The sequence below is a fragment of the Selenomonas sp. KH1T6 genome (genome assembly GCF_900108415.1).
Taxonomy (GTDB): Bacteria; Bacillota; Negativicutes; order Selenomonadales; family Selenomonadaceae; genus Selenomonas_B; species Selenomonas_B ruminantium_A.
Genome location: NZ_FNWN01000030.1, coordinates 1 through 14,146 on the forward strand (window position 1 = coordinate 1; position 14,146 = coordinate 14,146).

A 14,146-nucleotide genomic window follows, 5' to 3' on the forward strand; every position below is an offset into this window, starting at 1 on the left:
TCCCAATCTACAATCATAATCGTGTATCTTATCAAGCGGAGCCACACTGGTTCCGCTTGTTTGCAACTACATCACAGACCATCACAAAGACATTACTGACGTGCAAAGGAGCCACACCATGGGAAAGATTTGCCTGTGACATTTTCATATATGAAATAGGGGTCTGCTGCTTAACTCCAACAGGCACCTTTTAGTTTAACCATAACCAGACATCAATGGAATCGAGCAGACACATGCACCGTACCCGTTTCCATACTATCCCCATCAAAACCACTACCAGGCTTACGCCCAAGCCGACAAATACGGGAGACATGACCGTATGGATTAGACCGGCCACTGCAGCGGAGCATATGGATAGTATCATGGAAGCCATTGCCCATTTGGGCTCCAGCGCCTTGGGCCTGAATATAGCCAGTGTCAGCGGAATAAATACGCCGCATCCTCTAAGGGACATGGACAGATAATTCCAGAACAGAATCTGTGACCCCTGATTTGCCAGTGCAATGGCCATAGCCACAACAATGGCTCCCACCACAGACATCCTCATAAGCATGAGTTTTCCTGCCTCCGTACGCACCTTCAAGATTGGCTCCAGCATATCCCTTGCCACCATAGTGCCCACACCCAGGCTAAGGCCTGCTATGGACCCTATAACCCCCAGAACAATACCTCCCAGAGCCATGCCACCCATCAATGACGAGGCGTAGTGGAGCAAATACGCTGGCAATGCCAGCATAGCTGCAAGCTCGGGATGTGCAGACTGCATGTATATGCCCATAATGGCACAGGGCAAACCTATGGGTATGGCGACCATTGCTGCCAGAATAAGTCCTACTGCTGCAGTTCTGGGTGTGGCTGCTGAGAAAACTGCCTGAATATATGTCTGCGTACAGATCATGCCCACCAATACCGAAGCCACATTGGTCAGGATAGAACCTGCGCTGATGCCCCAAATGCTAAGGAAGCCCTCTGGTTTTTCTCTCAGTAGTTCTGGTGAGGCAGCAAGCCCCTGCCAGGCCGCAAATCCCAACGTAAACAGCGTCACAAAGAGTACCAGCATCTTCAGGATTCCACCTATAGAGGCTGTTTTCATTCCTCCGAAGAAAGCGTACAGGATCACTAACAGCAACAGTATTCCCGCCGATACTAAAGGGGAAAGTCCAGTCAAGGCAGCCAGCAAGCCAATCCCGGGAAGAATGCTGGATACTGCGCTAAACAATATGCCAAAGGAAGTGGCGCAGCTGGTGATCCTGCCTGCCCCTTTCCCATAATTGCCAACTATATACTGGGATATTGTCTCCAGCCCCGTATATCGCAGAGGACGGGCATAGATAAGGCCCATAACCAGCAGGGATAAGCCCACTCCTATAGTAAACCATACAGCTGACAGGCCTACAGAACCGGCCAGTTGCGCTGTGCCGATAGTGGCACCGCCTCCTACACAGGTACCAGCAATGCTTCCCGCTATCATGGGGACACCTGCTGAGCGGCCTCCCAGGCTGAAGCCCTCAGATGAATGCACCGACCTGGCTGCATACAAACCGCCACCCAAAACCAGACAGATTGTCACGGCCATTACCGCCAAGTGGCCAATCGAGAATTCCAAAGCTATGCGCTTCCTTCCAGAATCATAAATGATTTGCCCAGTAATCGCTATTAACCAACGCCATTGCGTGAAACTATCGTAGTGCCCATTCTAACATTATCGGATATTACGGTCAACGCATAAGCCAGCTGCCACCACGCAAAAACTGGCTGCGCAGCCAGCACAGCCAGTTTCCATCTCTTTCCAAAGTAACTGTAACCATTTCATGTATCGCGTAATCAAGGATCTCATTTCCTACATACTTTAATCATATACAATTTCAAGCCACGGCTGATTAAACAACCCTGGATGCACTCTCATCAGCATTGTCTTTTCCCCTGTCATATTGTCATATTTCTCATATTCCTCTTTTGAAAGCTTAATCTTTTCTTTTTCATATCCCCCATAATCCTTCAAATCAATGTACGCAGAATATGTATGACGTAGATGGCCGTTATCCCTTCGACTGTAGTGGGAGATCTTGTATATAATAATTTCCTTATATTCTCCAGGACTCCTGTCAAATACCACATTTGACCCACATAGCAGCAATACGGCATAAGAAGCGATTGCTATCCCAAAGGGCACAAAGGCGAAACCTTTCTTGATATATCTATGAAAAATTACAACATATAAAGACAACACTCCGATAAAGCATAGCAGACATTCGCCTATCCACGACAACCTTTCCATCCCAAACACTTCGTTTGCATATATGAAAGGAAAGACCATAGGCGCCAGCATTAGATAAAACCCAGCTACAGCATACCACTTTCCCATTTCCAACGATTTAGCTTTCCACATCACCGGAATAATCTTATATCCTATCCAGATTGCAAGCACCAGACTATATAAAACTAGCCATGAGGCCCAGAAAACGGAATACCCGTAAAGAAAAAATGCACCGGCACCAAAATACAAGCTGTACTTGACGCATCGACTGGTACAGAATAAGTCAGTTGGGAAACTATCCCAGAATTTTGGTCTCTTTTTCTTCTCTTCAACGTTCTCTGCTGCTTCTTCTCCTGCCATCTCATCACCGCTTTCACAACAACAAAACAAGGCCCATGCCGGAGATAATTCCCATGGCATGGTGCCCCCATCGGCTTATTTACTTCCCTTTTTCCAGCGGTATGATTCCCGCTTAACTTTGATGATACTCTCTCTCGATTAGATTTGCCTTATAAAATGATTAGCGAAACATTAAAATTTACACAAATTCCCTCATATTTTTCATCAATTCGTATTCTCTCGTAAATACGCACCAAAAAGCGGCCGCATGAGCAGTACGGCCGCCTTTTGGCTGTGTATTGTATTTAGGAGAGCTTAACGAAAGCCTGTACATAATATAGCACAGATGATAATTATTTTCAATACCTAAATGAAAAATATTTTCAATTATAGCAAGAACCCCCAAGGCCAATACACCTAGCCTCGGGGGTTCATTCACGTATCTAACGCTCTCCTGCGATTATTCTATCACGTTCAAGCGTATTTGTCCAAATATTTCTCCGAATAAGTCCACCCAGAGAAGATTCTCTTAAGCCACAACCACCAGACGCTCAATATCACCATACTGGAGCTTCGCACTGGCATCCGTAGGTTCGCCCTTCAGAATGTCATTCTTCACAGCTTCTGCATCGGACACATTCACACGACCGGCAGCAGCTTCATCTTCAACCTTCTTCAGCAGAGCCTTCCTGCCAACGGCAGTATCAGCAAAGGTCTCATTGTTGTAGCGGATATTCATGCTGGCAGCATCTTTTTCGTCGTTGCAGTTGAAGAACACATACATATACTTCTTTCTTGCAGTCGTCTTTTTAGCAGCAGTGGTTTTCGTAGTTGCCTCAGCCTTCACTGCTTTAGTCTCAGCAGCCTTTGCGGTTTTCTTGGCAGCGGTAGTCTTCTTTGCTGCAGTGGTAGTAGTCTTCTTAGTAGTAGCCAAAATATACCCTCCCCCAATTTTATTGTTCCATGTAATCCCTGACAAATTCTATCACAAAAGCTTTCAGATTGCAAAATCACCCAATCCTGGAAAGCATCTAGCTCGGACTGCCTCCCAATGATTTCAGCGTTCCTACCATATGTTTCTTGGCATCATCAGGCATATGCTTGATAATCCAGTATAATTCATAATCCAGTCCCTGAGGCTCACCCCCCAGCAGCTTGTCTACAGTAATACGAAAGTGCTCCGCAATTTTAGGCAGCAACAACAACGAAGGCCCAGCCCGTCCGTGGTACCTGGTCTTTTTTGCGCTTGCCACGGCGGTCTTGCAGACCTGCCTCGCCCATCTTCACATAACGGAGCGTCCAGTTCCGCACCTGCTGGTAGCTGACGTTGTATTTCTTGGCTGTCTCGCCGTAGTTTTTACCCGAAGCAAGGGTATCCATGACTATTTGCAGCCGTTCTTCCTGGGTGGTGCTGCGTGCTTTGCTCATGTAGCTTCCGCCTCCTGAATATTTTCTGGAGTTAAGGTCTCCATGAGCATTATACACCTTCAGCCAACCTCTTAACTGGCGTGTACTGCATATCTTATACTTTCGGCAAATATCCATGAGGCTGCCTTCGCCATTTAGGTAGCTAAGGACTGCTTGTGTTTTCAGTTCAGGTGAATAGGTTCGGTTGCGGGTATGGGGAAGGAAAGCAGCATTACCTTCCGCCTCGTAACGATTAATCCATTGTCTTATTACTTGTAGTAGATTAGCCGCTTCACTCCGTCCCTTATGGCCAGCCAAACATTCTCGGACAATTCTTGTCTTCTCTTCTGCTGTTGCTTTTTGTTTATGTGGCATAGAAAACTCCCCCTACGATGACAGTTTTATTTTTCACTGTCTCTCATAGAGGGAGCATATCAGAGGTGCCAGTCATCATCATATTTAGTCTTTGTCAGAACGGCAATTCATCCTCATCTACATCTTGAGCAGAGCCACTCCCCTCCTTTGTTACAAACTCCCCTAGGAGTACTCCGTATACTGCCATATTCGCTAGTTCAATTTCTGACTCTAATTCAGCCCCGGACAGTCCTGTGGTCTTCTCTATCCACGCCTCACTATCACGCTCTATACGCCTGCGGCACTCCGCCATATCTATCTTCCCTGCACAGAAAGATGCTATGATACCTCGTACTCTGTGGCTCTTACATGCCTCATACACCTGTAACACTCTACCTCGCCATCACTTTGCCAACCTGTATCCACTGTACTACAACTTAAATGCCCGCAACTACATGCCATACCTTTTATGCTGCCGGGTCCTAGGTTGCAGATCACCTTTCCTTATCCAGCCCGAACCCATCAAATCCACATCTATGTCCATCATCCCATAGTATCCATCTGATGACACACCGAGCTCCGCAAACTCTTTCTCATAATCCTCCCCCCATCGTATTTACCCACAGTCATCGTAATCTTCAATGACACAGGCTACCAGATCATGGGCCCTATAGACAGCCTCCAACAGGGTATTGCCAAATGTCATACAGCCATTCTTATGTATCATGACCTCATAAGCAGAATTCAAACGTACCATGATCCTTTTTTCGTCTTAAATGAAAGAATAATGTTTTCATCTGCCTCGCCCCCTTTCACAGGATAACCCCCATAACTCGCTGGAAGAATACAGCCATTACCATCTAAATTGCCAATACCCTCCTTCCCAACGTTGACACATTAAATTATTCATCACCCGCTCAATTAGCAATATTGTTTATAATACTTTTCCAGCTTTGATTAACTGCTTAACTTTAAGCATCATTCCGTCTTCTGCAGTACCTGGCACTACTATTCTTTCCGTATACTCATTCTTTACCGTCTCTTTGTTCATGTCCATAATGTATTTGTAATAATTACTTCTCTTGGAATTTTTTTCATACACATACACTTCAAAACGATTATTTCCTAAATTATATACATGTGACCATATATAATAAGTCGAATAGTTTGATGAATACACCCATATCCATTTATCATTCACATCAAACACATGAGTCTTACCGACGTAGTCACATATTGAATTTGCGACCTTTTCAGCATCACTACCCGGAAGAATATCACAGATTTTATTCTCCAAACCTTTTCTTTCTCCATCATTAGATCCGCCAATATTTTCTATAAATTTAAGAATTTTATATTTCCTAGATGACGGACTATATTCAATCTTAGTTGACACACTAGCATGAGAGTAAACTATCAATTTCCAGCATTGCACTGTATTATTCACACAATCATACTTGAACGAATTTTTATCGATTATTGTTTTAGAATCACCGTTATCGCTTACCAAAATCCATCTATCAGCAACATTAGCATATGTCATGCTGTTACACGACAAACAAAGAATCATCCCTACCAAAGCTATAACCCGTATGACGATACATTTCATTTTATAGAGCAATGTCATTTTACTATAATTCCCTTCTTTCCGAATCTGTTAATTAAATCAACATTAGCATTATCATCACAATAATTTACAACAAACTTGGATATAGATTCCGAGTAACTACCCGGAACTATCTCTGTTCTTTTAGGACGATTTGATAAATCTACCGTATGCAATATCCAGTCATCGTCATATCCTGCGAATCTTACTACTTCCACTTCTTCTCCGCCATCATACGAATAGTATTGGACAACCTCCTTTTCTGTACTATTATCCTCTGCCAATACACGCGTATTTATAACATAGTTATATTTTCCACCATCTTTTCTAATAGCCAACCGAGGCAGTAAAAACACTGTAACCTGCCCTGAATAGTCTGTTTTTTTCCAATAACGTATAGCCCCTTTATTTTCATTGACAGTAAATTCCCGACCACCAGTTAATTTGCTAGACATGTAATACATAATTGATGCTAAGAAGGTATCCCCATCACTATAAATGGTTGAGCTGGAACCACTTTGTGTTCTCAACAGATTTCCATTGGAATCATAGAAACCCAAATACAAATAATCCACTTCTCCTGTCAAATATTTTAGACGAAGCTTATATAAACCGTATCCGTCTTTTAAGACAGCTGGATTAACACCACTCAACTTATAATAATCTATCTCATTCTGTGCTCCTTGATAAGTGTATGCAACTTTTACCCATACATCGCTATAATCTACCTCATTAGCACTTACCTGATGGTTAATTGCGTTTTCCACATCAATAAAGTATCCACAATAATCATCAGACTTTATCCATTGCCAATTTCGTTCCATTGCATAGCACTTATTTGCATTAATTGCAACACATACGTTAAGTAACACTACTAAAAACAAACTTAGAATTTTTTTCAACTTTAACTACTCCCTTTCTTAGTACAAAATATGCATTAATTTTATATTATACTCATAGTCTAACATAGTCAAATTGTTTTCATCACATTACATTCATCTTGTCCTTCAGCGCCTTCTCAAATTTCTCAATCCGCTCAATCTTCTACTTAAATATTCACTCCATTATCGTCCCCATAAATACATCTCAGCATTTGTATCCTTCATATGCATTCACGTATGTTTGATAGTTTCACAACAATTGTCACGGAGGCTGTTCATCCACTCTTTCCCATGCATATAGGAACTTATGCCTCTCTTAGTACCGAATCTCAAACAATTATACTCCAGAAAACCCATAATCTCTACATTTCTTACCAATTTCTTTCCATTTTTTACATTTTCGGCAATAAACCGCGTGTTTTGTTACATCTAAAACTAAAATAACCAATCTATCTGTGACCTAAGACGTTATTTTTCCAAAATCATATAAAAACTGGTCTAGGTCGACTCTTTATGTGATGAGGCTCTACTTCAATACAAAAGCATTCTTTGTCACTACGTCCGATAAGGGGTATATGCAATCTATCCCCCATCATTATCCCCATAGATTCCTGTCAACAACCTACCGTGGTTGCCACTCTCTGAACCTTATTCTCCTAATGGTCTCCTCCACTAAACTTAGGACCCGATTCTACGCACCATCCCCACTTCCATAGACGCTTCCCTACTCAAACCTCACCCTTCTTCCACATTCCATCATTTTCTCCCTCACTTCCCCGAATAATTCAAACGAGGGTTTGCTTAATTCACGGCCCACATACCGAAATCAGCTTATAGCCCGCAGCCTCCCCGGCCTTCATCATAGACCTGAGGCTATCCACAAACCTCTTATAGAAATCCAGTATATGCTCCCTGTTCTCACGGACGATTTTATCTGCTTCTTCAGCAGATAACTTTTCCTTTCGTCGCCAATACCCGGGGATATAATCAGGCAGATTTCTCAGGCCTTGCCACATTTCATCCAGACGCGGGTCATCGTAGTCCTCCGCAAGTATCGCTACTGTTGCTTCAATATCCGTCAGAACTGCTTCTATGCTCCCATAGGTATAGAAATTGTCCGTCAGATACCACTCGAATCCTTTGACATACTTGCGTTCCTCAGATGGATAGGACTCCCACCGATTCTTGTTCTCCGGCAGATTCTCGTCAAAATGCTTTTTGAACATTGGATAGAGAAAATCCTCGAATGAGCTTTCCGATATGGATATCTCCTCATCCTTCATGCAGTCCAGATTATCAATGTACGCACAATTCTTTGTAACATCCTTGGCCCTGACCGGCATCAGCCAGAAGCTGTCCCCGTAATTATGCCATTCCTCAACCTCAATCAAGGGGAAGGGATGCTCCTTCTGCCTCCGCCTAAGCTCTGCAATGATGGTCAGCTCATCTTCTGTGACCACCTTGCCATAGCTGTTGAGCGTACCCAGAGCCACATCCTTATTATCCCCGTGATAGTCGCTACCTCCGCTGACCCAGAGATTATGCTTCCTGGCTACCTTCAACAGGGAATTCACCTGCTCCTCATCATAGGCAGAGTAATAGCACTCAATCCCCTGCAGTCCTGCCTCCAGCAGTATCTTCAACTGCCGCTCAAATTCTTCCCCGTGCATCTCCCGCTTGCCCGCACCGCCATAGGGATGTGCCCATACAGGGATGCCCCCGGCAGCCAGGATGGCCTGTATGGCCTCCCTGGCAATATACTCCATATGGGTTTCTGCTATCTTTCTTAGCTGCCTATTGGCCTTTTCCACCATCCTGCCAAAGGCTCTCACATCCTTGTTGAAGCCATAACCCAGTATATGACAGTTCCTGACCTCTGTCAGGCAGGAGAACTCAACACCCCGGATATACAGCATATCCTCAGGTGCCAAGTACACCATCCCAGATACAGCACCAATAGTGTCATGGTCAGTCACGGAGAACGTCTTTATCCCGGCTTCCCGCAGCTTTTCGATCAGCTGCCATTCCGCATCTGTCCCGTCTGACTCTTTGGTGTGCATATGCAAATCTACCATGCGTGTTCCTCCATGAAAATCTCCTTCAAGTATAGTCACCAGCTTTGAGAGCTACATTGCCTATAAATCATTTGCAATTTTCGTACAATCAGGCCAATAGCGTAGCCATGGCTATCCAATTCCCCTCATTATACCGCTAGTATGGGCATTTTTCCATAGACAGAGGCTTTTCCTTAGCCTTTACCTACATCCGTTCTAATTCAAAGAGGCTCCGAGTCCGTTACGAACTTGGAGCCTCTTTTCAAAACTTCCCGCCGCATATGGGACAGGATTTGCTTTTAAACAAGAAATAGTATGGCACATACACAAACAGCCAGCCCCCACAGGTGAACAGGCACATCAGGGCCAAAATGAACCAGTTGATATGCTTCCGGGGCTGCACCTGCTGATTGCAGTATTGGCAGAACTTCATGGTCATCCTCCTTACTTATCAGCTGGCACCTGGTTTGCCTGGCTGTTCTTCCAGAACCTGGCGGATTCTGTCACCGGGATGCCTGCTTCCGTAGGAATGTAGATTACCTGATCTTTGCTTTCCTTCAATGCCTCAATCCAGAGGTAGTGAATATATGCATCATTGTTCTGTAGGCTGTCTCCGATAATCTTGTTGGCTTTGGCCACACCCTCAGCCCTTATCACTTCTGCATTGGCAAGAGATTTGGCCGACTCCTCCTTAGCCTTGGCCTCCTGGATAGCAATCTGCCTGTTCTGCTCTGCCTTGGCCAGCTCCGCAGCACCTTCCTGCTCCTGCTGCCATATGAGGTATTTCGGATAGCCAACCGCCACACCAAGTGTAGCGCAGCCTCCCACTATTAGTATGAGCAACGGCACAATGAGACCGGCCAGCTGAAACTTGCCATCCTCATCTTTCGTCTTTACCACCAGAAACAACGTGGCAAAGAACAGTCCCAGCGTAACAAGTCCTATAATCCCTGCTATAAAAATCATCCCTAATCCCCTCTTTCATATATACCTTTACCTGTAGTTGATAACCACCAGCCCAATCAGGCAGATGGCTACCCCCACAATCTTATTCCACGCCAACGGCTCCTGATAAAGCCAGTATCCAACCAGCAAAAGTGCCGCTGCCAGCACTGAACTCTGCACTATGAAGCCAGTGCTCACCGGCCAGCCAGCTTTGTATGCGTATATCCAACCAGCCTCCAGCCCCACTATGACAGCCCCCAGCACAAACGGTGCCCAGTTCAGCTTCCTATACTCACCTAGGAAATCTACGCTTTCTCCCAGCCACACATAAAGCAAACCGGACATAATCGTTGCCACCAGATATGTTACCGTCAGCGAGGCCAGTGGATTGATTTCCACTGGCACCGACTTGGCACACACCTGATAGACTGTATTGCAAATAATCACCAGCGCAATAGGCCAAATATAAGAAAACAACAACATCGTCCTTTCTTGCTACATCTGCATCTCAAAAATAGCTAGACTGATGGGGTAATCCGGATGTCGCTCGTTGTACTCTGATATCTCCCGCCTGTTGTAAGCCTCCATATCTTCACGTTTCGGCAGTACCCCTGCTGCCACATACAGTTTTTCCATTTTTAGACTCAGGATAGTCTGATGTCAGGGCAACCCTCACATAGTCATCATTATCAGCGAATGTCTCAGACTTAGGACCACGGTTACACAAGAAATCCCAAAAACTATTCATATCCTGTCAGCACCATCCTTACTTGACACCTGGGAAGCTGTTCACATACTTTATCTTGATATCCGGAAAGCTCTCCACGAACTGTATCGTGAAGTCCTCCCCATACTCCACAAACTACCACTCCCCCACCTCATATGGGAATGCGCTGACAACCTTCACCCGCAGGTCAGGAAAGGAATCCACTACCTTCACCTTGATATCTGCGAAATGCTCCACCACCCTTACCTTGCCACATAGCATCACTATCATAAAACAGAGCAGTCTTATCAATTTACTTCCCATCATGTACCACCTCCTGCTATATGTTTCGTCATCGTGTATTCATCTCCTGCTAATCCTCTTCTGTCTGTTCTGACCAACAAGCAAAGCGGGAAAAGCAACCTTGTCAGGCTCCCTTTTCCCGCTTCACAGTTCTGTGCAGCCGAGGCACAGTTATATGTCAATCAACCTTCTATTTCTTCGATGCTTAGTCTCTTACCCAGTCTGCAATAGCCTTTATATCACTGGGAGTAGTTCTGCAGCATCCTCCAATCAATCTGGCACCAGCCTTGTGCCAAGCTACGGCCATATCCACAAAACTTGCTGATGTCCCCTTCCAGGTCTTGGTCTTGGCATCATAGGTTTCGCCGGAGTTTGGATAGACTACTATGTGCTTTTTCGTGTTAGCCCTGATCTTCTCTATCAGAGATGACACATACTGCGGCGCTGTGCAGTTCAGCCCCAGCGCAACTACCTCGTCAGCCTTGTCCAACCACGCAGCGCATTCTTCAATAGGGGTACCATCACTGATAGAACCGGCATCCCTGCAGGAGAAGGATATCCACAAAGGAATATTTATTCCAGCTCGCTTGACTGCTTTTACGACAGCTTTAGCCTCTACCAGGCAGGGCACAGTCTCCACTGCCATAATGTCAGGACTTTCTTCTGCCAGCAATTTCAATCTTTCTTCGTGAAAATCTGCCAGCTCATCCTCCCCGATATCGTAGTTGCCACGATACTCAGAGCCATCTGCCAGAAACGCTCCATAAGGGCCTACCGAGGCTGCCACCAAAGGTTTGGTTCGATTGGCCAAAGCCTCTGGCGATTCCTTAATAAAATCCTCCCTTGCTTCCTTGGCAAGCTTTACAGAGAGTTTTATCAGCTCTGCTGCCCGTTCCCTTGACAAGCCTTTGCGCAAGAATCCTTCAATAGTCGCCTGGTAGCTGGCACTTTCTACCACATCAGCTCCGGCGCGCAGGTAGTCCAGATGCACGGCCTTGACCAGATCCGGCCTTTCATGCAGGGCCTTGGCAGACCACAATTCATCCTTGATATCAAATCCCCGTCCCTCAAGTTCCGTAGCAAAAGCTCCATCCAGAACCACCAAGGGATATTTTTCCAAAATCTTGTCCAAGCAATTCATGTTCAACGCCCCTCTTTCATTGTCCTGCAATCAAAGGACACTATGGGAGGATTTTCACCGCGCTCTTTGGCTGGCAAATACCTTTCCCAAAAATCATCAAACAGACGGAAAATCTCCTTGTGACGTGCCACTATGATAAATAGCGTAACTGCCACGTAAAGCGCCGAGAGTATATCTGTAAAAGCCCACAGCACATCTGCCTGCACGTTGTAAAAAATAACGCAAGGCAGCATGTAATAGATTTTGTACAGGGGCATGAGGCTTTTATTGAGCCTGGTATCTCCCAGAGCGTAATTCACTGACTTTTCACAGGTATAATACATGCCAATAATGGTTGTCCACGCCAATACAGCTATGACTACCGCTGTCATCTGTCCTCCCACAGCCCCATACACATTGCTGAAAGCTACAGTGGTAAGGGTACCTGATGTTGCCTCACTGGTGTAGTAAGAACCCGTAATGATGATAGTAAACGCCGTTATGGAGCAGATAATCATGGTGTCAAGAAAGACTTCCCCCCAGCCCCACAAAGACTGCCTCACAGGATGATCTGTCTTAGCCGTAGCATGGGCAATCATACCATAACCTGTGCCCACATCATTGGAATAGATTCCTCTTGCCACACCAAACTGTATCGCATCTCTGACCGTAGCTCCAGCAAATCCACCCGCTGCAGCTACAGGCGAGAAAGCACTCACTAAAATAAGTTCTAGTACGCCTGGAATATCCCGCCAATGCAGGATGATTATCCCCAGCCCCATAAGAATATACACCGCTGCCATGAGGGGAACAGCTTTGCTCATGACCTCAGAAATACGCCGCAAGCCTCCCCATATGGTCACCAGGCAGGTGATGCCGATTACAGCTACAGTGGTCAGACCAGAAATGCCAAAGGCTTCGTTCATAGATCCCACCACTGCCTCTGTTTGCACACTGCAGGTCCAGGGACCAAACAGGAAGCAGAACACCGCCAGCACCACTGCTCCCCGCTTCCAGCCGAAAGCATTCTTAAGCACAAAGGATCTATCGCAAACAAATTCATCCATGGAATCCCGGTAATGCTCCCGGTACCTTTGGCCAATGATTATTTCACAGGCCTTGGTGGACATCCCAAAGAATGCGGAAAGCCACATCCAGAAAAGGGCTCCGGGGCCGCCACTGACTATGGCAGTTGCCACTCCGCTTATATTGCCTGTGCCTACAGTGTTGGCCAGAGCCGTGCAGGCAGCGCGAAACCCTGATATGGTTCCCTCTCCCTCACCATCTCCTTTTTTCAATGCCTGCCCATAGGTATTTCTGGCATTGAAGCACATCTTACGCTGATAGCGAAAACCAAAACGGATAGACAATATTATGCCGGTACCAATCAAGATGACTGTCATGGGAGTCCCCCAAACAAGTTCATCTATGGCATAAAGCCACTGTGCAATTTCTTCCATACCCTGCCTCCCCTAAATTAACTGACTTTTGAGCAAAACACACAAACATTCTTTCTGCATGTATACAATATTACATCATCCTTGTAACATTGACAACCTTTCCTAAGTCTGCGGTATCACATTCGTAATATTCCGAAAAGGAAGCAAGCGTTACATGGAAAAACCGGGGCTTTATTTCCACCCCGGTTTATGCCTTATTTCTACTTCAGCTTCAGATCAAGCAACACCTTGTCAGTCTCCCACGGAGAGATGACCGTGTACTCAATCTTGCCAGCTTCCAGCACTGCCTTGATCTGTTCGTCTTTCTCCTTGGCCCTTTCCAGATTGGTCTCCTTACGCCCGTCAATACTTATGAACTCATCATTCCGGCGCAGCAAATACTCCACATTGTCAAACTTCCGATGCTCATGCATGACCAGGGCATCGAAAATCTCCTCCGGCTCGCTGTTATATATGATATTCAGTGGCAGAGGAGAATCACAGATGGCGTACTCGACCCCGTACCGTTCCAACGTTTTAAGCCTGTGTACCTGCTCTGCAAAGAGATACAGCTGATCCTGGACAATATCCGTAGCATTCTGATACCAGAGCCACTTGGCATACTCTCCTACCAACTCCGTCTTATAACCCTTGCGCTTCAGCTTGGAGAAAATGTCTGCCGCAATAGTGCTCTTCCCAATACCGGCCCCGCCGTAAAAATTAATAACCTTCATT

Annotated in this window: 15 protein-coding genes and 1 pseudogene; all 16 read right to left on the reverse strand. The window is 45.6% G+C overall.

Annotated features, from left to right (window positions below; translation table 11 throughout):
* Positions 1-190 precede the first annotated feature (190 nt).
* A complete protein-coding gene (locus tag BLW59_RS13805; RefSeq protein ID WP_074698242.1) occupies positions 191-1,606 on the reverse strand; it encodes a sodium:solute symporter family protein in 1,416 nt (471 codons plus the stop codon).
* A 243-nt stretch (positions 1,607-1,849) separates the two neighbouring features.
* Positions 1,850-2,677 carry a hypothetical protein gene (locus BLW59_RS13810; protein WP_139283688.1) on the reverse strand — a complete coding sequence of 276 codons (828 nt, stop codon included), beginning with the start codon at positions 2,675-2,677 and terminating at the stop codon, positions 1,850-1,852.
* A gap of 448 nt (positions 2,678-3,125) precedes the next feature.
* The gene (locus BLW59_RS18190) at positions 3,126-3,530 is read right to left on the reverse strand and encodes a hypothetical protein (RefSeq protein ID WP_318258607.1); all 405 of its coding nucleotides are present in this window, start codon (positions 3,528-3,530) and stop codon (positions 3,126-3,128) included.
* Positions 3,531-3,784: 254 nt separating this feature from the next.
* Positions 3,785-4,024 (reverse strand): helix-turn-helix domain-containing protein, encoded by a 240-nt coding sequence (locus BLW59_RS18195; RefSeq protein ID WP_318258608.1) that lies wholly within the window; start codon positions 4,022-4,024, stop codon positions 3,785-3,787.
* Positions 4,025-4,057: 33 nt separating this feature from the next.
* Positions 4,058-4,378, reverse strand: a pseudogene (locus BLW59_RS18370) (transposase); the annotation flags it as partial.
* A 595-nt stretch (positions 4,379-4,973) separates the two neighbouring features.
* The gene (locus tag BLW59_RS17825) at positions 4,974-5,114 is read right to left on the reverse strand and encodes a hypothetical protein (protein ID WP_175463454.1); all 141 of its coding nucleotides are present in this window, start codon (positions 5,112-5,114) and stop codon (positions 4,974-4,976) included.
* A 177-nt stretch (positions 5,115-5,291) separates the two neighbouring features.
* Entirely contained in the window at positions 5,292-5,984 is a 693-nt protein-coding gene (locus tag BLW59_RS13835) for a hypothetical protein (protein WP_074698247.1), read from the reverse strand.
* On the reverse strand, positions 5,981-6,865 hold the full coding sequence (locus BLW59_RS13840; protein WP_074698248.1) for a hypothetical protein: 885 nt from the start codon (positions 6,863-6,865) through the stop codon (positions 5,981-5,983). The genes BLW59_RS13835 and BLW59_RS13840 overlap by 4 nt, the downstream gene beginning before the upstream one ends.
* A gap of 785 nt (positions 6,866-7,650) precedes the next feature.
* The gene (locus tag BLW59_RS13845; RefSeq protein ID WP_074698249.1) at positions 7,651-8,919 is read right to left on the reverse strand and encodes a PHP domain-containing protein; all 1,269 of its coding nucleotides are present in this window, start codon (positions 8,917-8,919) and stop codon (positions 7,651-7,653) included.
* Positions 8,920-9,342: 423 nt separating this feature from the next.
* Positions 9,343-9,864 (reverse strand): hypothetical protein, encoded by a 522-nt coding sequence (locus tag BLW59_RS13850; protein WP_217634626.1) that lies wholly within the window; start codon positions 9,862-9,864, stop codon positions 9,343-9,345.
* A 27-nt stretch (positions 9,865-9,891) separates the two neighbouring features.
* Entirely contained in the window at positions 9,892-10,320 is a 429-nt protein-coding gene (locus BLW59_RS13855) for an EamA family transporter (protein WP_074698267.1), read from the reverse strand.
* 18 nt (positions 10,321-10,338) lie between these two features.
* The gene (locus tag BLW59_RS17830) at positions 10,339-10,479 is read right to left on the reverse strand and encodes a hypothetical protein (RefSeq protein ID WP_175463455.1); all 141 of its coding nucleotides are present in this window, start codon (positions 10,477-10,479) and stop codon (positions 10,339-10,341) included.
* Between the two features lie 226 nt (positions 10,480-10,705).
* A complete protein-coding gene (locus BLW59_RS18005; protein WP_217634627.1) occupies positions 10,706-10,876 on the reverse strand; it encodes a hypothetical protein in 171 nt (56 codons plus the stop codon).
* A 181-nt stretch (positions 10,877-11,057) separates the two neighbouring features.
* Positions 11,058-11,993, reverse strand: a complete 936-nt coding sequence (gene mmuM, locus BLW59_RS13865) for a homocysteine S-methyltransferase (protein ID WP_074698250.1) — start codon at positions 11,991-11,993, stop codon at positions 11,058-11,060.
* A 2-nt stretch (positions 11,994-11,995) separates the two neighbouring features.
* Positions 11,996-13,432: an alanine/glycine:cation symporter family protein gene (locus BLW59_RS13870; protein ID WP_074698251.1), complete on the reverse strand. Its 1,437-nt coding sequence runs from the start codon at positions 13,430-13,432 to the stop codon at positions 11,996-11,998.
* 200 nt (positions 13,433-13,632) lie between these two features.
* Positions 13,633-14,145 (reverse strand): AAA family ATPase, encoded by a 513-nt coding sequence (locus tag BLW59_RS13875; RefSeq protein WP_074698252.1) that lies wholly within the window; start codon positions 14,143-14,145, stop codon positions 13,633-13,635.
* Between the last annotated feature and the right edge of the window lies 1 nt (position 14,146).

Excerpts from the sequence above, each read along its gene's own strand:
- BLW59_RS13850 (WP_217634626.1), bottom strand. The coding sequence starts at position 9,864 with ATGATTTTTATAGCAGGGATTATAGGACTTGTTACGCTGGGACTGTTC.
- BLW59_RS18005 (WP_217634627.1), bottom strand. The coding sequence starts at position 10,876 with ATGATGGGAAGTAAATTGATAAGACTGCTCTGTTTTATGATAGTGATG.
- BLW59_RS18195 (WP_318258608.1), bottom strand. The coding sequence starts at position 4,024 with ATGAGCAAAGCACGCAGCACCACCCAGGAAGAACGGCTGCAAATAGTC.
- BLW59_RS13870 (WP_074698251.1), bottom strand. The coding sequence starts at position 13,432 with ATGGAAGAAATTGCACAGTGGCTTTATGCCATAGATGAACTTGTTTGG.
- BLW59_RS17825 (WP_175463454.1), bottom strand. The coding sequence starts at position 5,114 with ATGGTACGTTTGAATTCTGCTTATGAGGTCATGATACATAAGAATGGC.
- mmuM (WP_074698250.1), bottom strand. The coding sequence starts at position 11,993 with ATGAATTGCTTGGACAAGATTTTGGAAAAATATCCCTTGGTGGTTCTG.
- BLW59_RS13875 (WP_074698252.1), bottom strand. The coding sequence starts at position 14,145 with ATGAAGGTTATTAATTTTTACGGCGGGGCCGGTATTGGGAAGAGCACT.
- BLW59_RS13845 (WP_074698249.1), bottom strand. The coding sequence starts at position 8,919 with ATGGTAGATTTGCATATGCACACCAAAGAGTCAGACGGGACAGATGCG.
- BLW59_RS17830 (WP_175463455.1), bottom strand. The coding sequence starts at position 10,479 with ATGGAAAAACTGTATGTGGCAGCAGGGGTACTGCCGAAACGTGAAGAT.
- BLW59_RS13835 (WP_074698247.1), bottom strand. The coding sequence starts at position 5,984 with ATGACATTGCTCTATAAAATGAAATGTATCGTCATACGGGTTATAGCT.
- BLW59_RS13810 (WP_139283688.1), bottom strand. The coding sequence starts at position 2,677 with ATGCCATGGGAATTATCTCCGGCATGGGCCTTGTTTTGTTGTTGTGAA.